Raw genomic sequence first — 22333 nt, forward strand, 5'->3', positions numbered from 1 at the left:
AACAAAATACCTAAAACACCAAGTAAAATCTATAAAAACAGAACAAAATGGCAACTGAAAATTATATCCCTGATGAAAAAGACTTATCCATTCTTAGACTTCTTCAGAAAGATGCAAAGATGAGCGTCCGAGATATTTCGGCAAGAATCAACCTGAGTCCTACTCCTACGCATGAACGTATTAAACGTATGGAAAAACAAGGAATTATTAAAGAATATACAGCCGTTGTAGACCGCAAGAAAGTCAATAAGGGTATGATGGTGATCTGTATGATTGCCTTAAATGTCCATAATAAAAAAACAGCGGGAAAATTCATTGAGGAAGTGAGCAAACTGAAGGAAGTTGTAGAGTTTTACAATATCAGCGGAGATTTTGATTTTATGCTGAAGATTCTTGCTCCCAATATGGATGAGTTCCATGAGTTTTTTGTCAATAAACTGTCAGAAATTGAAGGAATTGGTCAGACCAAAAGTATTTTTGTGATGAACAGCATCAAGGAAAGTAACCAGATTGTTTAATATGGGAAATAAAAAAGCAACTGCATAAAAATACAGCTGCTTTCTATTATTTTAAGACAGACTACTCTGCCTGTACTTATTTCCAGTAATTCCAGACTGATCCATCAAATATTGCCAATGTCTTACTGGCTGTATCATAACAGATCATTCCCGGATAAGGATTTTTCACATTAAGATGGGGTGATGTTATTTTAGGAAGAATCATTGCTTTATTTTGAGATTCCAGCACCAAAACTCCATCAGCAGAGCTTGTTGCCTCTCCCATAATGACTCCTTTCCCTGACTCTGCAGAATTGTTGACAATAACCGCACTTGAATTTCCGGCATCTGATAAGAATTTCCAGACCTCATTTTCATAGACTTTTACTTTGCTATCTGTGACATCAAAGATGAATGTGCCGTTTACCAAAGATCCTGTGGGAAATCCTGAGGTAGCGGGAAGAATTAAGCCTTTTGTATTTCCGGATACGTTATCAAAGTCTAACACCGTACTGCTTCCGTCTATCACCTGTTTACCAATAGCTACTTGAGCAAAAAACGAGTTAAAAATAACCAAAGCTATTGCTATCCCTATATTTTTTATATTTTTCATACGATCTATTTATCGGGTTAATCATTACAGCTTCTTTGTACACATTTCCATTCGGTGCCGTTATAAAGCTTTACACATTTATCCTGAATATCATACAGGAGCATTCCTTCTTTCGGTTCTGCGATGGCATCACCAGGCTGTGGTGTCTGACTTACGTGCTGAACTCTGGTAATGACAAAACCTTTGTTTTTTGATTCCATAGCCAAAAATCCATTAGGAATATTCTCAGGCCATACATTATTTTTCTGCTGTATGGTAATTCCGAATTTAGTAAATCCATCTGGTGTACCGGAAATTCCGGGTTTTGTACAAAATCCGTCGATCTCATCAATAATCACAGGCGCATTTCCACAACTTGATTTATCTTCTGACAATCCTTCAGGCCAAAGAGAAGGACACATTGCTTTGGTTGCATTGGGTCCACAAAAACTGGAATTTCCCATCCCTAATCCTGTTACAGATCCCATAACAATAGCAACGATCTGGCTATCATCACTGATGATGGAAGCTCCTCCTCCACCGCTTACATCCGCTTTTGCAATACAATACGCTCTCCCGGTAGGAATACCTACATATTCAACAGAAGGATAGGTTGTTGACTGCTGGGTAAATGTTCCACAAATTTCTACCACACTGCTTGTTCCCATTTCAATAACAGAAGTTGTTCCGGGATAAAAGCCACCAAAGGTGGGATCTTCCTGAACGACCGATCCTACAAGCGATAGAAAAGATTTCGTCCCCAGTTTAATTTTTGAATTTTTCTGAGATCCGAAAGTTCCTACTTTCACGGTTCCTGTAGACTGAACACTTGCTCCGTCAGCAATTTCCAATACTCCATCAACCTGAATACTATTGGAATGCAGCTGCCCGGACTGAATAATAAGTGTCGCTCCGTTCGGGATACTGATATTGGTACTTACATTAAGATTTCCGTTAAGACAATACGTGTTTCCACTTGTGATCGCCTGCCCGGTATAAGGAATACACTGCGCATAGGCCAGTGTACTGAAGACAAGCATTAATAAAAAAGATAATTTTTTATTAATCTTTAAAAAAAATAGGTTATTCATATACATTTATAATACTTTAACAAATTATTACTGTTTAAATAAAAAATATTTAAGTTTTCAACATCATCGACCGACTAACAACAATTAACATACCAAACAACTGTTTAATTTTTTACTTCATATATGACATTTAACCACCATCCATCACAGCCAGTGTTATTAAAAAACACTTATAAATGTTACACCACAGCAAACTATACCTTTTCAATTCTGTTTATATTCAATAGAATTATTTTTCAAAATTTTATATTTAAAATCGTGTTTTCATCCTATGTTTAATAGAAATAATTCCGCTGTTTTTAACTGAATACAACAATAGATAATCTGAATAGCAGACCTCCATGAAAATTCACATTAAAAACCGTAAATTTGCAGCATGAATAACGATACGATATGTGCGCTGGCTACTGCCAATGGAATAGGTGCTTTAGGCATCATCCGAGTTTCAGGAAATGAGGCTTTATCTGTAGTTCAGAAAAGTTTTCCGGCCAAAAATCTGGAAAAACAGAAGTCCCACACCATTCATTACGGTTATTTTATGGATGAGGAGGAAGCTATTGATGAGGTAATGCTGTCAATCTTCCTGGCTCCAAAAAGTTTCACCACTGAAAATTCTGTGGAAATTGCTTTTCACGGGTCTCCACATATCGGAAAACGTATTCTTGAAACCCTGATTAAAAACGGATCAAGAATGGCTAAGGCGGGAGAATTTACCCTTCGTGCCTTTATCAACGGAAGAATTGACCTTTCCCAGGCGGAAGCTATTGCTGATGTCATCGCCTCTGAAAATGAAGCTTCCAGAAAAGTAGCCATCAATCAACTGAAAGGAGGAATCACCAACGAAATATCTGTATTAAGAACTGATCTTCTGAATTTTGTTTCCCTGATTGAGCTGGAACTGGATTTTGCTGAAGAAGATGTAGAGTTTGCAGACAGAAGTGCATTGAGTGGATTATTGGATAAAATTGAATTAAAATTAAATTCTCTAATTGAGAGTTTCCAATACGGAAATGCCATTAAAAACGGAACCGCCGTAGCTATCATTGGAAAACCCAATGCCGGAAAATCTACTCTGCTGAACTCTCTTTTAAAGGAAGAAAGAGCGATTGTGAGTAATATTGCAGGAACAACAAGAGATACCATTGAGGAAATTCTTCATATTAAAGGACATGCTTTCCGATTGATTGATACCGCAGGACTTCGTGAAACAGTGGATGAAATTGAAGCTATCGGAGTAAAAAAAGCAAAAGAAAAGGTAGAAAACGCCAATATTTTGGTGTATCTGGCCGATGCTGCTACTGAAGATTTCTCGGAAGATATTGAAATGATCCAATCCCTATTGAGAGAAGATCTGAAGTTGATTATCTGTGCAACAAAAATTGATGAAGTGACTCCTACCAAATACGAAACGGTAGAAGATATTTTCAGAAATGCCATTTCCCACGAATTTGATTTTATTAAAATCTCAGCAGTTGAAAATCAAAACATTCAGGATCTGAAGAATGAACTTTCATCGTATGTTGAGCAGTTAAAGTCTGAAGAAAATAATGTTGTTATTACCAACCAGCGTCACTTTGAAGCTTTAAAAAAGTCTCTGGATGCCGCTCATAAAGTAAAAGAAGCTATTTCTTTCCAGATCTCTACGGAATTACTGGCGTATGAATTGAGAAACGCCCTGGAACATCTTGGAGAAATTTCCGGAGAAGTGACGAATGATGAGGTGCTGGGGAATATTTTTTCTAAGTTTTGTATCGGGAAGTAGATACAATCATCTTTTAAGAGTCTTGAATTCAAAATATAAAACAGCCTTTTTTAAGGCTTTTTTTTTGTTTACTAAAGTTCCTGTTCGAAACTTTCTAACTTTGGAGCTTTATTACTGACTCAAAGTCTGGAGACTTTGCGAAACAGAGAATTTAGAATAGCATTTGGTACGAGAGTTGAGATGCTAAGGAAAAAGCTTGATTTGAGTTATAAAGAGTTAGCTCAAAAATGCGATGTAGATCATAGCAATATTAGAAAAATAGGAAGTGGATCTTAGAATTTCTACTATTCAAGAGTTAGCCACAGGTTTAAATGTGCATCCACAGAAACTAATTTATATAAAGTAATAAAAGGTTCCAATATATTCAACTAATATGTCATATGCTTTTAAATATTTAATTTGCCTCAACCTTAGCTGAAACTTTACAGAAACAAGCGAAAAGATTTTTAGGATCAGAGCTTCTGGGATAGGTGAACAATATTATTGCTATATTTGATAAAATAACTATACACCATATGACTGTTCAAGATTTATTCTTCTCGTTACCACTATATCAAAAAATCAAGCTTGACAAAACACATTCTGAATTAATAAGCGATTTTTTTCATTATACATATCAGATAGAGGGTTACAATCCATCAATTGGTGAAAATACATCTTTTATTATTAGAAGAAATAGACATTTTGGAACTGTCACTTCAAATTATGAAAAATATAACGGTTTCCATAATATAGAATTAGTTTGTGTGAGAACACAAGAACTTTTCAAATATTTTTTCATTTTACAATCAATTGAAATTGAAGAAGATATTTACGAATCATCTCTAGTAAAGATAGGACAATATCCATCATTAGCTGATTTGGAATTTTCGAAACTTAATAAATTTTCTAAAGTTATTGACAAACCTTCTCTTCACGAAATAAAAAAGGCGGTCGGCTTAGCGGCTAATGGAGTAGGTATTGGATCTTATGTCTATCTACGAAGAGTTTTTGAAAATTTAATAGAAAGTAAACATCAGAAGAGCAAAATTTTGCAAGGTTGGGATGAAGCAGCATATCAAGCAGCCAGAATGGATGATAAAATTTTAATATTAAAAGATCATTTACCAACTATTTTAGTTTCTCACAGAAGTATTTACGGTATTGTAAGCAAAGGCATTCATGAGCTTTCAGAGAATGAGTGTTTAGCATACTTTCAAGTTTTATTAGATGCTATTGTAATGATGTTGGAAGAAGAATTCAAACTAAAAGAAGAAGAGAAAAGATTAGCGGATATGAAAGCTAATTTGGCTAAAATTCATCAAGATTTAAAAAAATCATAATTTAAATGAATAATAATAATAATAATAATAATAATAATAATAATAATAATATTGGGAATGAGAATATACCCAAAAAAATAGATGATAATTTAACTCAGAATGAAAGTGCAATGGAAAAAGTTTCTGATTTTACTAACTCCCTTATATTTATAGATACAAATGTTTTTCTAGATTTTTATAGGATTAGAAATTCTGATGTGTCAATAAAATTATTAGATGAAATACTTAAACGCAAAGACTCTGTAATTATTACAACTCAAATCGAAATGGAGTTTAAAAAAAACAGACAAATTGTTTTTGGACAAACTTATACTGAATTAACTAAAACTAGAAACTTTTCATTGAGCTTGCCACATATCTTAACAGTTGAAGAAGAAGTTAAGGATTTTAATGAGACAAAGAAAAAGTTAAACGAATACCAGTCAAAGCTTGAAGACAAATTTGCATCAATTTTGACCAATCCTTTGGAGCATGATCAAGTTTACAAAAAACTTGAAGAGATATTTGCTCATAAATCAGAATTTAATCTTAACCGCGATAATATAGCAAACACTGTTATAGCTGAAGTGGCTAGAAAAAGATTTGATTTAGGATATCCTCCAAGAAAAGATAGCGATAACTCAATCGGTGATGCTATTAATTGGGAGTGGATAATACAGTGTGCTAAAACCTCTGGAAAATCTGTTATTATTGTAACAAGAGATTCTGATTATGGATATATTTTTAAACAAGAACCACATTTAAATGACTGGTTAGCACAAGAGTTCAGAGATAGAGTTAACTCAGAAAATTCCATATTTTTAACTAATAAATTGACAAAAGCTTTTGAAATAGTTAATATTGAAGTAACCAAAGAGATGGTCGAAGAAGAACAAAAAATTATTTCAAATAATGACGAATGGCAGCATCAAAGTGTTAGAGATAGGGAGTCTTCGTGGCAAACAAATGAAAGATTAGGTGGTGGAATATACGGATCTCAGAGCAATCTTTTTAAAACTTGGGAATCTTTGGGCACAGTTCAAAGGCCAAATACTACTCAACTCTTTTCACCATCTTGGAAGACAATGATGGAAGCTTCTCAACCGCCAACTTATCTCAGCATGCTTAATAATATTAATTCATGGAACGACCAAAGTAAAAAATGGCCATTTAATTCTAAAATTTAGAATTCTAGTTTAAAACTGGAAAAATTTTAAAGGCAACATTTTAATACATACCAAGTTCGAAATCATAACTAGTGAATATTTTTAACTGATAATACATACTTGTATATTAACAGCATAAACCATGCAAAGGAAAACTATAATATGATAATTAGCTATAATAAAGGACATAAATCCTATAAATTTTATAACCGTACTTACAAAAATTCAGAAAATATTTATACGATAATTGTTGGAAAGAACGGAAGTGGTAAGAGTCGCCTACTGAACGGAGTTATCGAAAATTTTATTCCTCATAATTTAATCAGAAAACACGGAAATAGTAAGCCTGGAGAAGTTATATGTACTGAACCACCAAAAAAAATAATTGCAGTTTCAACAAGTCCTTATGATAAATTCCCACTTATACAACCTCAATATTACGAGCCAATTATTAATACTTTTTATTCTTATATAGGAATTAGAGATGTGAAATCATTTGATATTTCACTGGGTTTTATGTCTAAAATTATTAAAGAATTACTCTATATACGATTAGGCAAAGAAGGGAATTATTTAGAAGTAATAAATGTATTAAAGTACTTAGGATATTCGGAAGAGCTCATCATCACATTTGAAATAGGAACTACCTCTACTCAGGTCAAAAAATTTTTGGAAGATCAAGATTTGAGCAATCTATCTAAAGGTCCTAGTAAACTTCATAGGTATTTTTTCGAAGATCAATTTAAAACAGAAAAAATTGAAAAGTTAAAAAATATTTTTTTTGAATACGACTTTAGAAAGGAAAAACGTTTACCTATCGTAACTATGAATGTGGAATATATCCATTCAGAAATGCATATTCACGATCTATTGTTTTTAATTGAGTGCGGTATTGCAAGATTAAAGGATGTGGAAATTATGAAACTCGAAACTGAGCGCATTCATAAAATTAATGAAGCGAGCTCAGGTCAGCAATGTATATTTACGACATTTCTAGGTATTGCCTGTCATATTGAAGATAACAGCTTAATTGTAATTGACGAACCAGAAATTTCATTACATCCAGAGTGGCAAGAAAGGTATATTACTCTTTTAATGGAAACATTCCAAAACTATAAGAATTGCCATTTTATTATAGCTACCCATTCCCCACAAATAATCGCAAGACTGTCACAACAGAACTGTTTTATATTACAAATGGATGAGATGGAATTAAAAAATGGTTATGAGATGGCCAATAATTCTGTAGATTTTCAATTAGCAAATGTTTTTAATGCACCCGGGTTTAAAAACGAATACTTAGCTAGGATATCATTTTCTATTATTTCAAAAGTAGGTAAAACGAACCATTTTGACGATGAAGATTTAAGGAATTTTGAGCTTTTGAAATCTCAAATAAAAAATTTACAGAATAATGATCCTATAAAAAACCTATTTCAATTAATTAAAGAACTTAAAAAAAATGGCTGATATTAATAATCCAATTGTTTATACTCATGAGATAAAAATGAGAGTTTTGGATTTTCTAGCTAGGCCTGATCTTAAGAGTTCAGATTGGGGTGAAGATGAAATCCAAGATATTCGAAAAATTATTCGAAATTATTACAGAAACTTAACAAAGAAATGTTTTTATTGTAGAAACGAGATTTCATTAAGGTCTGTGAAAAATTGTCATGTCGAGCATATTATTCCTAAAAGCAAATATTTAAATTTTATGTTTGAACCTAAAAATTTATGTGTTATATGTTCTGACTGCAATGAGATTAAGAATAACAAAGAAGTGGCTGGAACGTTGGAGGAAGTTGTAAAGGGAAAAAGGACATTAATTTTATATCCGAGATCTTCAGATAGATTCTTAGTTGTGCATCCACATTTTGACAATTATGAAGAACACATTCGTAAAATTGGAGATATTTACATAGATCTTTCACCAAAGGGATCTTATACAATGCATATTTGTGAATTAAATAGAAAGCTTCATAAATATGGAATGGGATCAATAGCACTTGCTCGGTCAGAGTTATTTGATTTATTTAATGAGATAATGAATAGTAACAACTATACTCATGAGATGATGCTGATGAATAAGCTTAAAGAATATTTTATTCGGACTTCTTAATGGATAAGTTGAAAACAAATGATGATTTCCATCATTGTAAATTGACCTCAACTTAGATTATCTAGTATTAAAGATATTTTAGAACAGATTTCAGCAAATAGAAAAAATGAAGAAAAGCTAGTAATTCTAACTCTTAATTATTCTATGGATTATAATAGTGATGATTTAAAATAATAGGGAAATTTATTTAAAATTCACTGAATAATGTTGATTTAAATTTGAGTCAAACAAAATTTTAGCTTTGTTAGAAAGATTTATTGAAAAAATTTAATTTAGAAATCTGGACAATCCGTTATTAAATTCAAACCTTATTTTCATCCATAATTTGATAAAAAAATTGAGGATACAAGCAAAATGTATCAATTATCATAATTACATCGAGAATTATTAAGTATTTGATTTGTAATTGTCTATAAAATTAAAGGTTTACAAAAGTAATGCAAATGTGTCTTTAAATTTATCTATAAAAAATATAAAACAATGACTAACAAATATTTAAGATAAATATATTCTCGCAAAAATGTAAAAAAAGATGTTGCAGCATCTTAACCGTGTACCCCTTTTGTACACCTTGTATTGTCTTAACCACCATTATAAACACTTCTTTAGATACTGTATCGGGAAATAGAACCTTAATCTCTATCGATCATCCTAAAACCGTATTAATTACGAAAAAAAATAATTGCTAATCCTGCATACATCTTTACAACAAGCTAAACAGCTACCTATCTGTATTTTCAGATAAGTAGCTGTCATATTTATCAGGCCTGAGTGATGGCTGTTTCAATGTCTTCTACAGCTTTCAGAAAGCTTGCTTCCCTAAGTTCCGGTATCACTGTACCTTCTGTTTTGAAAACTTCCACATCGGTGATTCCTATAAATTCAAAAAATGTCCTCAGATATTTTTCCATATTCTCTACAATTCCATTATCATAGACTCCTCCTACCGCAAAATTCAGGTATACTTTTTTATTTTCAAGAAGACCTTTGAGTGTGCCGTCGGCGTAAGAGAATGTTTTCCCTGCAATAGAAATATGATCAATCCATGATTTCAATGTTGAAGGAATCCCAAAATTGTAAAACGGAACACCAATCACAATAATATCTGCTTCCTGGATTTCCTTTATCGCCAGATCTGAGAACCTTGAAACTTCTCTTTCCTGTTCATTTTTTTCTTCGTCTCTTATATTGAAGGCATTGAAGTGCTCGAGTTCCATGTGTGGAATGATATCCTTAGCCAGGTCACGAACAACAACCTTGCTCAAATTATCTTTTGCCAATAAATGTTCAATTACAGCCTGTGAAAGTTTGCTGCTTACCGAATCTTCACCGCTGATGCTTGTTTTGATATTTAAAATATTTGCCATTTCTAAATTTTTTGTTTTTGACAGGGACAAAATTATTGTAAATTCACATTCCAAAGTATAGCAGTTACCTAAAGGAAAGCAACATGGAAGAACATCATGATCATAAAGAATGCCTGCTGGCACTTAGACCCATTCGGGACACCCTGGACATCATCAGCGGAAAGTGGAAATTGCAGATTATCATTTCCGTGAATGCAGGAAACAGACGTTTTACAGAAATACGAAAAAGCATTCCAAAGCTGACACCAAAAGTCCTGGCAAAGGAATTAAAGGAACTGGAACAGAACGGACTGATTGAACGGATCGTAACGGAGAGCTATCCTATCATTATTGAATATTTCCCTACAGATTATACCAGTACATTGGATCAGGTGGTCATTTCATTACAGGATTGGGGCGAGAATCATCGAAGACATATTTTTGGGACAACTCATACACCTGCAGAAAAAAGTAAGGTTACCGAAACCACGAATGAACAAAACAAAATTATCTCGTCAAAATAGGAATTTACAGGTTGGTTCTTTACCGTAATACTCTTGGTACATTTCAGTTTCAAAAACGCTCAGTTCAGGAATTCTTCTTTGCTCTCTAAGCAACAGTGATCACTGCAGTTTATTTTTTTAGCCGGAAATAATTTAATTCCCTTTATTTAATCGTTGGCTTTGAAAAATAGCGAAAAAGGGTAATGTTTTAGTATTTGTTTACAGAGGTAACTTTATCAAAAATAAGTACCATGAACACAATTATTAAAAAACTATCCATTTTAAGTGTATTCGCTTCACTTATGGGTTTCTGCGCTCTCCTCTTTGCTCAGGTTTATCCTATCGGGCAAATGGTTTTGACCACTTACGGCCAGTCTTTTACCATGTATAACACGGGAGTAATTGTTCAGAATGGAAATCCGGGAAATGCAGGCCAGGCAGTATATGACCAAACCGGAATTAATTATCTGTGTTTGCCTTCAGCAGTTCCTTATCAAAAGGCATTTTTTCTTGACTTTAATAGAAATATTATCGAATTAGATTACAGATTGGGATACAGGATTATTGGCTATTCCACGATTCCTGTCCCTCCCCGACCAGCGATGTACCTGCCAAAACCAACTTACGATAATCAAATAGGGATTGAAACGGCTGAAGGATTAAGACCCTTACCTACACAAATTGTGGATGAACAAAAACCTTTCGGGGACGTCATGATGACAAGCGAACAAACGGCTGTAGACTGTTATAAAAACACTATGAATCCTGATGGAACAATCAATCAGCTGGAATTCGGGGATTGTATGGTAACAAATATGGCTGGCAAAAAAGAACTTGAAATTTATAAGTGCGCCAAAAACTCAGAAACCCCTGAGGAACAAAGTCTTTGTATGCTCAGTATATTAGGAGGTTCAAAAGAAAGACAGATTACCCAGGATATGATGAAATGCTATAAAGAATATGGTAATAATTACGAAATGTATCCGCTTTGTTTCGCTGATAAAGTAAATAATCCGGAGTTAAAACAATTAGTTTCCTGTTTTAAAGATCAGGCCAGCAGCGGTCAGGTAACCTTTATGGGAACTGCTGTGTGCTATGGTGCAGGTAAGCTTAATCTGAATACGGAAGCACAAATAGCAGTGGAATGTGCTGTAAGTACCGGAGGCCAGCCTTATGCATTTGCAGGTTGTGCAGGCGGCCAATTGACCTACCGTGAATTAAGCAAATGTTTAACAAACGGTGTAGGTGGAGATCATGGATGTTTTGGACGAAATAATACGATTGTTAAAGGATTAAATCAAATTGGAGATGCCTTAAAAAATCAGTTCGGACCTACGAATGATATTGTTAAAACATGGAATACGACCGTTCATGATTTACAATACGGTCCCGGAAAAAATCATGAGGCTGTAAAAGTGGTCAGAAACATAAGTAATGAATTGGGGAAAGCAGGAACTAATGTAGGCAAAGAAATAAAAAAAGTAGTTCCCAAAATAAGAATCAAATGGTAATGAAGAAATAAAACAGATGCACTTGTGTAAGTGCATCTGTACAATATTTAATCCTGCAACTACTTCTTCAGCATTTGAAAATTATATTTTATAGGGTTGAAAGGATTGACAGCTGTTCCTTCAACGGTTATTTTACTCGCAAGCAGTTCAAAATTCATATTTTGCGTGTTCTGTTTGGTAAACAATCCTTTTTTGGAAGTTGTGAATGTTATGACCACCTTCTTGTTTACACCATCAATAGGAACCTGAACAGTTAATTCTTTAGGAAGAAGATTAAGTTCTATTTCCTTTTTATGCTGGTATAAAACTGCCGTATAATCCAGGTCATATTTTATTTTCCCGATGGCTGTTAAGGCTTGATTGGCTTTCACAGGATCAGAAATCACAGAGTAAATAATTTCTTTCATTGGAAATTCTGAATAGGTAATCAGGTTTTTCTTGGCCGAAAAAGCAACCGCTGTTTCTCCATTTACAGTTCCCTGGGATACACTTACTTTTCCTGTGTATTCACCATTAAGATCATCAAAACTGATGGTCACAGGATTAGGTTTAGGAGATTCATCATCATTACTGCAGCTTGCCAGAACAAAAGGAATAGCCAGTAAGATCACAAGCATAGATATCAATTTTACATGAATGAATTTTTTCATTTTGATTTTAATTAATTATTTTGATTAAAAAAATATTTTACTGAGTACTCATCTATATAAATACAGAAATTCCATATCCTTGCTTGGGATTTTAAAAAATAAATTTAATCACCTGATTTACTGCATATTATTTTCAACACCAATTTATATTAATCATGATGCTTAAAACAAATGTCTCAACATTGAGACATTTGTCGTAAATTTGAGCCAATAAAAAATAATGAGTACTCAACAAAAAATTATTGATACCGCTATAACGGTCTTCAATGAAAACTTTTCAGCAACATTTGAAGAGATTGCAGAACATTGTAATCTTAACCGAAGAACGTTGCACCGCTATTTCAAAAACCGGAACGAATTACTGGAAGCCTGCAACAAAAATATGATGCAAGCCTGGGAAAACGCAGCTATTAAAGCTTGCAACAGTTCCACAGACCCGCTGGTACAACTTGAAAACTTATTATATGCAGGAATTGAGAGCGGAACAAAGTATGCTTTTTTGATAAAACTGAATGAAATTGAACCTACCTATAAAACTGAAACAGGTAAGGAGTATTTAAAAGTAAGAAATGAGCTTTTCAGTACAATTCAAAAACTACAAAAAGAAGAATTGATAGACAGCCAGTTACCATTAGTCTGGATAAAAATTCTTTTCACAAATACGATCACTGCAACCATCACCGCATACAGATCCGGAGATATTGCTCCCAATGAAATAAAGAAACTAGCCTGGAATTCCTTTAGCAGAAGCATAGGCTTGCAATTAAATAAACAATAATGATACATTCTTTTTTAATGATAGGCCAGTCCAACATGGCTGGACGCGGCTACGCAAAGGAAGTCCCTCCTATTTTTGATGAACATATTAAAATGCTGAGAAACGGATTATGGCAAATCATGTCAGAACCGATAAATTATGACCGTCCAAGTTCGGGTGTCGGGCTTGCGGCTTCATTTGCAGCAGCATGGAGACTTGATAATACGCAGAATGAAATTGGATTAATTCCATGTGCTGACGGAGGCACCAGTCTTGATGACTGGGCTGTGGATGGTGCTTTATTTGAAAATGCTATATCACAAGCCAGACTTGCCCAACGAACAAGCGAAATCAAAGGAATCTTATGGCATCAGGGTGAGAGTGACTGCTCTCCTGAAAAGGCAGAAAAGTATCAGGAAAAGTTTTCTAAAATTATTGAAACGCTGCGTAAAGAATTAAACAGTCCGAAAATTCCTCTTATCATTGGTGGCTTAGGCGATTATCTATCCCATGGAATATTTGGACCGTATTTCATTCATTATCCTTTAGTCAATCAGCAGTTGGAACAGTTTGCGCAGACTCATGAAAACTGTTATTTTGCCACCGCAAAAGACCTTACTGCCAATCCTGACGGTGTACATTTCAATGCGCATTCACAAAGATTACTGGGAATCAGGTATTATCATGCGTATCGGGATTTGAAAAACATCTTCAATCCTCTGCCTGATGAGGACGGCATACTGGAAAACATCTATAAACGATCTTACACTAAGACAGAAAAAATCAAACTGCTGGAACACGAATTTGCGGTCGGGAATATTGAAAGTAAAGATTACTTAAACGAATTAAAAGCAATCAGTCAGGAGTAAAAGAGCGCTTTATAATCAGCCATAAAAAATCCAACATCTTCGATATTGGATTTTTTTATTCAATCAATTGATTTTACTCAAAATATAATCTAACAAATCAACAGTAATCTGTATGCTCCATCATTTTCAACAGGTGCTCTGTGAACACAAGGTAATGCTTCCTGGTCAGGATGATCTACAGCAATCCGCCAAAGATGGCCAACGCCCAAATTGACAGGCTTTGCATCAGGCTTAGGCTGATAATGAAGATCAAAGAAATACTCTTTCAGGAAGTCTTCAAATTCTTCTTCCAGACCGTCGTGTAATGTTTTGAGCTGTTCCCGGATTTCAGGAATTAAAATTTTCTGTTCAACCTCATCATTGGCTATGATATCGCTTGCTGCCCCGTGATAAGTGCATAAAAAAGTATCTGTTCCTACAGGAGAACGGTCTACATGATATGAGTATACATCTGTTGAAATGAAACCAAGTTCTTCGTCACGTTCATAGCATTTCAGTAAATTAAGAACCGGAGATGCTCCAAAATCTGTCAGTAACTGCAAATCATTTAAAATAATTTCTCTCGCGATACTGCCTTCTTCTGATAGTTGGAGTGCTAAAAGATCTTCACTGGTGACTTCGGTGATATTATCTTTTAATTGAAGCTTTGCCACAATTTCTTTAAAATCACCCGCCATATTTCGATGCCAGCAAATGGCATTCATCACTCCCTGAAAATGGGTATTTACAAGTTCAGAAAAGGAAGAAACCACCCCAATTTGACGATTATCAGAAAACATATTGTTCATATTTTAGAAAAAACAGTTTAGCCATTTAATTCTGTGCAAAAATACGGAATAGGTTATTCAATTCCATCAACCAGCCACGATAAAAAACAGCGCCCTCTTCTGGAGAACACTGTTTTATATATAAGGTTATTAGTTTTCAGTTTTGTTTTTTTACTTCTTCAATATTTTTTCCGTTACTGTTGAAGATTTGGTTTTAAGTTTAACGTAATATACTCCCGTCTGAAGAGAAGATACTACAATCTGTTCCTGCATCATATTCAAAGTTCCCTGTTTTACCAGTTGTCCCGTAGCCCCAAAAATCTCATAAGAAACCAAAGGCTCTCTGCTTCTGATATTGAGCACCTCCTGAACCGGATTGGGGTATAACTGTATTCCGGCCTGAGCAGCAGTTTCTTCTACAGACATCTGGCTGCACGCTGATTTAGCAAATTTTGTAAAAAAAGACTGAGATTTTCCTCCTGCTACATTAACAGCCATTGTATTGACATTATCATTGGCCTCTGTAAATAATTGATCATGAAAAAAACCTCCTACTACATAATTACCATCTTTATCTGCGGCCACTGCCGTAAATTCATCTATAACATAATAGTTACTGCGAATCTCTCCTGTTCCCAAAACATCTCCGGTATCTTTGTTAAGTCTCACCAATAAAGGATCTGATCGATCTCCATCAGGGCGCACCATGGCATAGCTTCCCCAGATATCAGACCAGCTTCCTTTGGCAAATGCTATTTCGTTTCCATTAATGGCAATTGTTCCTTTGGTAAAACGATAGCCAAACTGAAGGCCAGACATTCCATCCGGAATTCTTGCCCATTGTACTGTACCTGCTGCATTCATCTTCATAACAAAGGGAACGGCTTCAACATAGTTTCTCAGAGGAAAAGTATAGCTTCCGAAAGTTGCAGGCACCGTTATTCCGTTAAAATAACGTCCTGAAATATAAATATCTGAAGTAACCGGATCTTTTATAATGGAATGAATTTCATCATCCGTACTTGTAGTACCATTATTAAGTTCTTTTCGCCACACCTCAGCTCCGGTAGTACCATCAAAAGCAAACACATAAGCCGCCTTCGTAAACGGAACATTATTGTAGGAAAGATCAACCAGATTGCTAAAGCCGGGATCCATCCTTTTACCTGCAATGTAATAACGATTCAAACCTTCATCATAGACAACATTCACTTTTCCTTCTCTTCCCACAATATTTATTGCATTTCCTGTGATAGGAAGAAGCAAAGGAGCAACTGGAGTCATATTTCCACCATCATAATTGAACTTAACCGCATAATACTGATAAGTTGACGTAAAGGTTGAAGGTACTGTAATTAATCCATTTAAATGTGTTCCTGCTCTGAAACCCATTACAGCATGAATATTTTTGGCAGAATCCATATACATCATCTGCACATCGCACATACGGGAAAAATAGTTAACATCTCCCTGTAAAGGCTTACTCCATGCCAGTGTACCGTCTGAAGTATTATATTTCAACAGAAAAGCAGCTTTATGTGCAGGCTCTGTTGTCTGATCATAATAGGTATACAGAGGTTGTGTGTGGGTATCATCAAAATGTACGGGAACCGCATTTGGATCTCCGATATATGAATTGTTATAAATGGTAGCCATAACGTATAATCCACCGCTATTATCCACTTTAATATGCCATGCATTTTCTCCGTCTCCTGAACCTCCTATTGGCCTGGACCATCTTATATTTCCTGCACAGTCTGCAGAGAACAGAAAAAGATCACTCAGTCCGTAATTGTTTACAGAAGTACCATTCAGGTTTTGCCCCTGTTCACGCATTGTGGCAAGATAGTAGGTGTTATTGTTGTTATCTACTACAATATCCCTTATGGATTCATCAAAGACATAATGAAACCCCGGATCAGCAGAACCCGTAAGTCCTCCTGCCTGTTTTCCCCATTGCCATTGATAATTCTGACTAAAAGATAATCCTGGTAATATCAGCAGTAATCCCCACAGTTTGTTTTTTAGTTGTATCATAAAAATTCATTTAATTATCACATACTATAAAAAAACAGTGCTCTCCGAAGAGAACACTGCTTTATAAGCTACTAATTTTTAATTAGTTTTCCTTGTAATGATGTGTCTCCCGTTTGTACAATAACGATATAAACACCTTGCAGCCAGCTTGTAACTTCTACGTCTACCTCTCCGGAAGCCGTTTTCAGTTCCTTACGGAATTTGACATTGCCCATGGCATCAAAAACTGTAATCTGTTTTGCCAGTAATTTTTCATTACCTGTATTATACGAGATTTTCACTTTTTCTTTCGCAGGATTTGGTATCATTTTCAGAGAAGAAACTGAAGCAGCCATTACACTTCTTCCTGCGCTTCTCATACCCATCCAGTTAGGATCTACCGCTTTGGTAGTAAACTTACATGTTTCATTTGAGAATAAGATCTCATCAGTACCCTGGAAGTTTGAGTTTGGATAGAATGCCAACGGATTAGCGTTCATATCATATACCCCACCTGCCGGAATAGTAATAATGGAAGGAATATAAACTCCAAATCCATTAAGACTTGAAACTGTAAGGCTTATAGGCTGGCTTCCGCCATTGTGGATCACACCATATACATTATAGTGATCTCCAGCCCATTTCATGTCTTTGATATTTGCTTCCAGCTTACATTCTGTTTCGAATCCACATTCTTTACCTGGATAGTAATTCATGGTTCCCGAAGTAAACTGGCAACCCAAATGATCGATCTGAAGCTGATATGTTCCCGGAGCATTAATATACAACGGATAGATATAATCGTTGTTTCCGCTCTGGATATTGTTTCCGAACAACTGCCACTCATGATGATCAAAGATTCCCTTAGGTCCTAAAACATAATTCTTTCTAAGACATTCATCATAGCATCCTGTTGGGAACACCCACATCAGGCTCTCAAGGCTTAATGGAACCTGAGTATTGCCCACTACTTTACATCCGCTTGGCGCAGTGTAAATAACCTGATAAGCACCCCCTTCATTTACCGTAATAGACTGACCTGTCATTCCGTTGCTCCAATTGTAAACTCCTGCAGATGGACCTGATGCTGTTAACATAACCTGATAAGGCTGGCAGTTTACCATATTATAAGTTACCGAAATTGGGGCCGGCGGACTATTTACCGTAACGGTAAAGCTTTTACTGCTTGTACATCCTGATGTACCCGGAGTTCTTACTTCCAGAGTATAAACATACGTACCTGCTGTTAATGGCCCTGTACTTAAAGCAATTGGATAAGGAGAAGAAGTCCATGGTACAACTATTGAATTTCCTTTTTTCCATTGATATTCCAATGTATTATCCGTTACAATACCAGTAAGGACTGTTGAAGATCCTTCACAGATATTAGCTACTCCGGATATGTTAACATATGGAGGATTTTTCAGTGTCACAGGTATCGCTTTTGTACTCATAATGCTTGTTCTACATCCATCTGATGATACCAGCACCGGCCAGTAGTTACCAGATTGTGTTGGAGTGAACACAGGAGAGTTTGGCGCTCCTGATACAGGCTGAGAACCATTCATCCAGATATACTGGCTAGGAGATCCAAGGGTACTGGTAAATACGATATTAGGAGCACTTCCAATACATGCTACAAGAACAGGAGGCGCTATATCACCGTCAAGAGTTGCCTCTTTCACATTCACAGAAATGACCGCAGAAAGATATTCACATCCCTGAGGAGTTCTAATTTTCAGCTGAATGGTTCTTGTTCCTGCAGTATTATACGTTATCGTAGCATCTGACCCTGTCGTAATATACGATGTACCATCAAAGATCCAGGTATATGTATTTCCCGGAACATAGGTTATTGGACTAAACGTAATAGGCGAACGTGCACATAACCAGGCCGGAACCAGGAATGATGTATTAGGAATCGGAGCTAATGTAATAGTCTGCGTAGTGGTACACGTTGGTTTCCCAGGTGCAGACACTGTCATCGTAAAGGTATAAGTACCTGGTGTCAGATTATAAGTAGCTGATTGCCCTGTTTGAGTAGGCTGTCCCGGCGAAGTAAATGTATACGTAATAGATCCCGGATTAATTTCAAATATTGTAGAAGTGTTGAAAAGCGTTACACTGTATCCGTTTCCGCTACACACTGTACTGATATTGAATTTAGGCTCATAATTCTTTCTTACTTCTACTCCTTTACTGTACCAGCATGAACCGTATCTCAGACGTACAAAAACAATGTGTGCTCCTGCAAGATTAGTCTGATACACTGGTGAAGCTGTTCCCTGACCAGAAACTAAAGTAAGCATAGGATCAGACAACCATTGGATTTCGTCCGGAACTCCATTATAGGTTAAACCTGAAACTGTAATATTGTTACAAGCTGACCATGCTGGAACGAAGTTAATCTGAGGATTTGCCGTACAGCTTCCACTGCTTGGACAAGACTGAGTTACATTAATGTTTTGTGAAGAAACCACACAACCGTTAATATCTACAGCCTGTACTCTATAAGTTCCAAAAGCACCTGCTCCTGAGATAGTATATGAGTTGGTAGTTGCCCCCGGTATGATGGTATTATTTTTATACCATTGCCATGAAAGAATATTCGTAAGTCCCGTAGAACTGTTAGCCGTAATGGTATACGGTGTCATTGTTGTAGGATCACAAACTGCAATATTATATACCGGAGAAACAGTAATAATCGTTTCAGGGTATACAATAAAGTTAGCACTTGCGGTAGGTTTATAATTACATCCGTTCGTACCTGTATACGTTACAACAACCGTTTGAGAAACATTATTTCCTGAATTGTTCTGGATATATCCGTTATTCGGGAAGCTGTAAATTCCACTAGGGTTGAAGGCTGTAGTATAGGTTCCGCCAGGGAATGTGAAAGTCACATTCGTTGCTGAGGTAATGGTTCCCTGGTTAACTGTGAAAGTAAGGTTTGACCCTAAACAAATTCCGCCAACATTTGTGAAACTCACTACCGGAAGGGTAATTAAAGATATCGGCATAGTGATAATTTTCGTCACACCACACTTTACTATTTTTAAAACCAAGTCCGTAGTACTGGTTGAAGAAATCTCATTGAAGTTAACTGTAATATTAGCAGTACCCTGTCCTCCGATAACACTTCCAAAGTTGGAACTTGCAAATGACCATTCCATAAAATCCGGAACAATTCCATTCAGATTAGCACTGAAAGTTTGAGTGCTGCTCGGACAGAAAGGTCCTGAATTTGGATTAATAACAATCGTGCTAAGATCCAGTTTCGTTACATTGAACGATTTCGGAGCCGAAAGACATGCTGCGCTACTGATCGATTTATTCTGTGCAGACACTGTATATGATGTAGCACCAGCGTTAAATATAACCGTTACAGAAGGTCCCGCATTACTTCCCTGAATGGTTCCGTTGGTAACACTCCAAACCGGTACCATTCCCGAATCCACTGAGCTGATCGTATAAACATAAGGTTTTCCAGGGCATACTTTTGTTTCTCCGGAAATTGTTCCGTTAGGAGCCTGTGGAATTGGTAATACCTTAATAATTCTTGCATTACTTTCACAACCTCCACCCTGCTTAGTAGCTGTAATAGTATACGTTCCTGCTGTCGCAAAATTGTAGTTGAATATTCCCGTCATTACAGGAGAAGTATAAGTAGAACTTCCTGTGGTTACTTTCCAGATAACAGGCACGTTAGGAGAAGCCGTAAATCCCTGGCTTGTTCCTGCACAGATTTCATCTACGCCTCCACTTATCACTACCGGTGCCTCTACGATGATATCAATAGATGCCTGCCCTTCACATGTCAATAAAGTATTGAAATAATTAGCGGTAAGGTGATAAGTACCTGGCTGACTTGCTGAGAAAACAACTTCGTTTCTCTGCTGAGTATTAGTCAACAGACCTCCTGCAGGCCCCGATACATTCCATTGAACTTTCGTTGTAGGCCATTGAGGAATTGAATACGTGTACTGTCTTCCTGTACATATTACTTCCTGTCCTTTAACTTTTGCATTCTTTAAAACTACAGGAATTTTAATTGTCGTCCACTCAGGACAAGCACAATCAGACATATACATTACATATCCGAAGCCGTCAAGCGGATCTACCTGATCCCATACTACTTCGATTTCGTTACCGTTATTGTTGATAATTGATCCACCAATAACTTTCCATTGTCCTTTGTTACATCCATCCTGTGCAGTATATTTCTCAGTACTTCCTTCACATACTACAGAAGCACAGTTGATCTGTACAGGATCTGCTTTTAATACTTTGATCTGTTTTTTAATTTTATCCTGGCAGCCACACTTGTTGGTTACCGTTAATTGGATGGTATAATTTCCTGGATTAGCATACAAATGAGAGGGTTCAAAAGCGGTGGAAGTTGTACCATCGCCAAAATCCCAGAAGTAATTGATGATATCAGACCCTCCGTTCTGTTCGGAAAGATTGTCAAAATAAATGGTTGTATTTCTACATACCGTATCCCCCAAATTCAGTAATTCAAATTTAGCGATCGGTCTGTTAATCTTCACAATACAGATCGTCTGTGTTTCAACAGTTCCATCATTGTAGGTGATGACAGCCTGTAAAGATCCGTTACCTGCTGATCCCCAGCCCACATTGGCTATGGTATTCGCAGGCCCTGAAGTAGTTACCGTTCCTCCGGAGACCGTCCATTGTACAGCAGAAACATTAGGTCCCTGCACCTCATAGGTGACATTTGATGCCTCGCAGACACGCAGACATTGGGATGAATTGATGTAGGAAAAGGCGGTTCCGTTATCAGGGACCTGATCATCTTTCTCGCCACGGAATTCCTGGCATCCGACCTGAGCGGTCCATGTAATTCGAGCTTGAGCTTGTAGTACCCACGGTACCAAAAGCCAACATAGCAGGAGCCATCTGAAGATGTGCTGCCTACCAAAATAGGTGTTGTTTTTCATAGTTATTAAAAAAGTGTTATTAATTTTTTGTCAAATTAATAAAAAATTCAATACAATAATCATTTAATAGTGAAAAAATAACATAATTTTATAACTGAATTCCAATAATATAGATAAATTCATGCTTATATGTTATTTCACCACTCTATTAGTTATGCAAAAAAAATCCCCCTTTTCTTAATTTTTATGGCTACAGCCCATTTTAAACCAAATAAAATTCTAAATTTTAATGTATTAAATCCCAAAATAAACAACCAAAATAACAATTTGTTTATTTTTTACTAATAAAACAACTTTTTAATTAAAATTAATCACATTAAAAAAGCTAAAAATAAAACTGCTTGCCTATTCATTATTCTTAAATAACTTTCTATGCATTTTAACAGCTTCAGTCTTCTTGTATCCTTACGGCCCACCCAAAACCA

17 protein-coding genes are annotated in these 22333 nt (G+C 35.8%); 10 read left to right on the forward strand and 7 right to left on the reverse strand.

Annotation, left to right across the window (positions count from 1 at the left end; genetic code table 11):
* Positions 1 to 47 precede the first annotated feature (47 nt).
* The gene (locus CQ022_RS07775) at positions 48 to 518 is read left to right on the forward strand and encodes an Lrp/AsnC family transcriptional regulator (RefSeq protein WP_105680869.1); all 471 of its coding nucleotides are present in this window, start codon (positions 48 to 50) and stop codon (positions 516 to 518) included.
* 76 nt (positions 519 to 594) lie between these two features.
* Here the strand turns inward: CQ022_RS07775 and CQ022_RS07780 are convergent, their stop codons facing one another.
* Positions 595 to 1110 carry a hypothetical protein gene (locus tag CQ022_RS07780; protein ID WP_105680870.1) on the reverse strand — a complete coding sequence of 172 codons (516 nt, stop codon included), beginning with the start codon at positions 1108 to 1110 and terminating at the stop codon, positions 595 to 597.
* A 17-nt stretch (positions 1111 to 1127) separates the two neighbouring features.
* Complete coding sequence (locus CQ022_RS07785) at positions 1128 to 2180, reverse strand: hypothetical protein (RefSeq protein WP_105680871.1); 1053 nt, start codon at positions 2178 to 2180, stop codon at positions 1128 to 1130.
* 376 nt (positions 2181 to 2556) lie between these two features.
* On the opposite strand from CQ022_RS07785, the gene mnmE reads away from it, so the two are divergent.
* From mnmE to CQ022_RS07810, 5 genes are all read left to right on the forward strand, one after another.
* Positions 2557 to 3942 carry a tRNA uridine-5-carboxymethylaminomethyl(34) synthesis GTPase MnmE gene (gene mnmE / locus CQ022_RS07790; RefSeq protein WP_105680872.1) on the forward strand — a complete coding sequence of 462 codons (1386 nt, stop codon included), beginning with the start codon at positions 2557 to 2559 and terminating at the stop codon, positions 3940 to 3942.
* Between the two features lie 515 nt (positions 3943 to 4457).
* Positions 4458 to 5264 (forward strand): hypothetical protein, encoded by an 807-nt coding sequence (locus tag CQ022_RS07795; protein WP_105680873.1) that lies wholly within the window; start codon positions 4458 to 4460, stop codon positions 5262 to 5264.
* Between the two features lie 5 nt (positions 5265 to 5269).
* Positions 5270 to 6430 carry a PIN domain-containing protein gene (locus tag CQ022_RS07800; RefSeq protein ID WP_105680874.1) on the forward strand — a complete coding sequence of 387 codons (1161 nt, stop codon included), beginning with the start codon at positions 5270 to 5272 and terminating at the stop codon, positions 6428 to 6430.
* A 141-nt stretch (positions 6431 to 6571) separates the two neighbouring features.
* Positions 6572 to 7879: an AAA family ATPase gene (locus CQ022_RS07805; protein WP_123864402.1), complete on the forward strand. Its 1308-nt coding sequence runs from the start codon at positions 6572 to 6574 to the stop codon at positions 7877 to 7879.
* On the forward strand, positions 7872 to 8528 hold the full coding sequence (locus CQ022_RS07810) for an HNH endonuclease (protein WP_105680876.1): 657 nt from the start codon (positions 7872 to 7874) through the stop codon (positions 8526 to 8528). Before CQ022_RS07805 ends, CQ022_RS07810 begins: the two co-directional genes overlap by 8 nt.
* A 761-nt stretch (positions 8529 to 9289) precedes the next feature.
* Here the strand turns inward: CQ022_RS07810 and CQ022_RS07815 are convergent.
* Positions 9290 to 9895, reverse strand: coding sequence for an FMN-dependent NADH-azoreductase (locus CQ022_RS07815; RefSeq protein ID WP_105680877.1), 606 nt, complete (start codon positions 9893 to 9895; stop codon positions 9290 to 9292).
* An 83-nt stretch (positions 9896 to 9978) separates the two neighbouring features.
* Here CQ022_RS07815 and CQ022_RS07820 point away from each other — a divergent pair, with 83 nt between their 5' ends.
* Together CQ022_RS07820 and CQ022_RS07825 are read left to right on the forward strand one after the other, a co-directional pair.
* Complete coding sequence (locus CQ022_RS07820) at positions 9979 to 10398, forward strand: winged helix-turn-helix transcriptional regulator (RefSeq protein ID WP_105680878.1); 420 nt, start codon at positions 9979 to 9981, stop codon at positions 10396 to 10398.
* Positions 10399 to 10628: 230 nt separating this feature from the next.
* Positions 10629 to 11888, forward strand: coding sequence for a hypothetical protein (locus CQ022_RS07825; RefSeq protein ID WP_105680879.1), 1260 nt, complete (start codon positions 10629 to 10631; stop codon positions 11886 to 11888).
* 59 nt (positions 11889 to 11947) lie between these two features.
* Here CQ022_RS07825 and CQ022_RS07830 read toward each other — a convergent pair whose 3' ends face one another.
* Positions 11948 to 12538 carry a DUF4840 domain-containing protein gene (locus tag CQ022_RS07830; protein WP_105680880.1) on the reverse strand — a complete coding sequence of 197 codons (591 nt, stop codon included), beginning with the start codon at positions 12536 to 12538 and terminating at the stop codon, positions 11948 to 11950.
* 220 nt (positions 12539 to 12758) lie between these two features.
* Here CQ022_RS07830 and CQ022_RS07835 point away from each other — a divergent pair, with 220 nt between their 5' ends.
* Together CQ022_RS07835 and CQ022_RS07840 are read left to right on the forward strand one after the other, a co-directional pair.
* On the forward strand, positions 12759 to 13316 hold the full coding sequence (locus CQ022_RS07835; RefSeq protein ID WP_105680881.1) for a TetR/AcrR family transcriptional regulator: 558 nt from the start codon (positions 12759 to 12761) through the stop codon (positions 13314 to 13316).
* The gene (locus CQ022_RS07840; protein WP_105680882.1) at positions 13316 to 14164 is read left to right on the forward strand and encodes a sialate O-acetylesterase; all 849 of its coding nucleotides are present in this window, start codon (positions 13316 to 13318) and stop codon (positions 14162 to 14164) included. The genes CQ022_RS07835 and CQ022_RS07840 overlap by 1 nt, the downstream gene beginning before the upstream one ends.
* A gap of 89 nt (positions 14165 to 14253) precedes the next feature.
* On the opposite strand, the gene CQ022_RS07845 is transcribed toward CQ022_RS07840, so the two are convergent.
* The 3 genes from CQ022_RS07845 to CQ022_RS07855 all read right to left on the reverse strand — a co-directional run bounded on the left by CQ022_RS07845 (position 14254) and on the right by CQ022_RS07855 (position 21908).
* Complete coding sequence (locus tag CQ022_RS07845; protein ID WP_105680883.1) at positions 14254 to 14952, reverse strand: DUF1826 domain-containing protein; 699 nt, start codon at positions 14950 to 14952, stop codon at positions 14254 to 14256.
* Between the two features lie 150 nt (positions 14953 to 15102).
* A complete protein-coding gene (locus tag CQ022_RS07850; protein WP_105680884.1) occupies positions 15103 to 16968 on the reverse strand; it encodes a T9SS type A sorting domain-containing protein in 1866 nt (621 codons plus the stop codon).
* Between the two features lie 71 nt (positions 16969 to 17039).
* Positions 17040 to 21908, reverse strand: coding sequence for a PKD domain-containing protein (locus CQ022_RS07855; protein WP_105680885.1), 4869 nt, complete (start codon positions 21906 to 21908; stop codon positions 17040 to 17042).
* Positions 21909 to 22333: the final 425 nt, after the last annotated feature.

The sequence above is a fragment of the Chryseobacterium culicis genome (assembly GCF_002979755.1).
Lineage (GTDB): Bacteria > Bacteroidota > Bacteroidia > Flavobacteriales > Weeksellaceae > Chryseobacterium > Chryseobacterium culicis_A.

Coding starts and splice junctions, on each gene's coding strand:
- CQ022_RS07775 (WP_105680869.1), top strand. CDS start 48: ATGGCAACTGAAAATTATATCCCTGATGAAAAAGACTTATCCATTCTT.
- CQ022_RS07780 (WP_105680870.1), bottom strand. CDS start 1,110: ATGAAAAATATAAAAAATATAGGGATAGCAATAGCTTTGGTTATTTTT.
- CQ022_RS07785 (WP_105680871.1), bottom strand. CDS start 2,180: ATGAATAACCTATTTTTTTTAAAGATTAATAAAAAATTATCTTTTTTA.
- mnmE (WP_105680872.1), top strand. CDS start 2,557: ATGAATAACGATACGATATGTGCGCTGGCTACTGCCAATGGAATAGGT.
- CQ022_RS07795 (WP_105680873.1), top strand. CDS start 4,458: ATGACTGTTCAAGATTTATTCTTCTCGTTACCACTATATCAAAAAATC.
- CQ022_RS07800 (WP_105680874.1), top strand. CDS start 5,270: ATGAATAATAATAATAATAATAATAATAATAATAATAATAATAATATT.
- CQ022_RS07805 (WP_123864402.1), top strand. CDS start 6,572: ATGATAATTAGCTATAATAAAGGACATAAATCCTATAAATTTTATAAC.
- CQ022_RS07810 (WP_105680876.1), top strand. CDS start 7,872: ATGGCTGATATTAATAATCCAATTGTTTATACTCATGAGATAAAAATG.
- CQ022_RS07815 (WP_105680877.1), bottom strand. CDS start 9,895: ATGGCAAATATTTTAAATATCAAAACAAGCATCAGCGGTGAAGATTCG.
- CQ022_RS07820 (WP_105680878.1), top strand. CDS start 9,979: ATGGAAGAACATCATGATCATAAAGAATGCCTGCTGGCACTTAGACCC.
- CQ022_RS07825 (WP_105680879.1), top strand. CDS start 10,629: ATGAACACAATTATTAAAAAACTATCCATTTTAAGTGTATTCGCTTCA.
- CQ022_RS07830 (WP_105680880.1), bottom strand. CDS start 12,538: ATGAAAAAATTCATTCATGTAAAATTGATATCTATGCTTGTGATCTTA.
- CQ022_RS07835 (WP_105680881.1), top strand. CDS start 12,759: ATGAGTACTCAACAAAAAATTATTGATACCGCTATAACGGTCTTCAAT.
- CQ022_RS07840 (WP_105680882.1), top strand. CDS start 13,316: ATGATACATTCTTTTTTAATGATAGGCCAGTCCAACATGGCTGGACGC.
- CQ022_RS07845 (WP_105680883.1), bottom strand. CDS start 14,952: ATGAACAATATGTTTTCTGATAATCGTCAAATTGGGGTGGTTTCTTCC.
- CQ022_RS07850 (WP_105680884.1), bottom strand. CDS start 16,968: ATGATACAACTAAAAAACAAACTGTGGGGATTACTGCTGATATTACCA.
- CQ022_RS07855 (WP_105680885.1), bottom strand. CDS start 21,908: ATGAAAAACAACACCTATTTTGGTAGGCAGCACATCTTCAGATGGCTC.